Genomic DNA, 861 nt, shown 5'->3' with positions numbered 1-861 from the left:
GGCTGGGGCAACTTCGGCTCCGCCGCCGCCGCCATGACGCTGCCCACCATCGCCCTGACCATGTTCGGCGGCGCCGACGGCTGGCGCTACGCCATCGGCATGAGCGCCATCGTGATGGCCGCCTACGGCGTGTTCTACTGGTTTGCCATCACCGACGGCCCCGATGCCCGCGCCCACCGCAAGCCGCGCAAGGCACTGGCCATGGAAGTAAGCTCCTGGGGCGACATGGTCAAGCTGATCCTGTGGACCATTCCGCTGGTGGGCTGCCTGGCAATCCTGGTGTGGCGCATCGAAGGCATGGGCTACCTCTCCAGCACCGGCGCGCTGATCTGCTACGTGGTGATCGCCGCGGTAGTGGTCTACCAGATCGTGCAGATCCTGCGGGTCAACGTGCCGATCCTGAAGAAAGGCGTGCCGGAGGACGACAAGTACTCCTTCAGCAGCGTGGCCGCGCTCAACAGCACCTACTTCGCCAACTTCGGCGCCGAGCTGGCCGTGGTCTCGATGCTGCCGATGTTCTTCGAGGAGACCTGGGGGCTCACCGCCGCCGCTGCGGGCCTGATCGCCGCCTCGTTCGCCTTCGTCAACCTGGTGGCGCGCCCCATGGGCGGCCTGGTATCGGACCGCATGGGCAACCGCCGCTTCGTCATGCTCAGCTACATGTTCGGCATCGGTATCGGCTTCGTGCTGATGGGCCTGCTCAACTCCAACTGGCCGCTGATCATCGCCATCGCCATCACCATCTTCACCTCCTTCTTCGTGCAGGGGGCGGAGGGCGCCACCTTCGGCATCATTCCCTCGATCAAGCGCCGCATCACCGGCCAGATCTCTGGCATGGCCGGCGCCTACGGCAACGTGGGG

Annotated in this window: 1 protein-coding gene; it reads left to right on the top strand. The window is 65.9% G+C overall.

Going from position 1 to position 861, the window contains the following annotated elements:
* Window positions 1–861, top strand: an 861-nt coding sequence (locus tag ACUY1T_RS21985) for an MFS transporter (protein ID WP_446025696.1), incomplete at both ends; no start/stop codon positions are given.

Source organism: Billgrantia sp. Q4P2 (assembly GCF_052806135.1).
The sequence above is the reverse complement of the archived record's forward strand: the minus strand, read 5'-3'. Positions and strand labels throughout refer to the sequence as shown.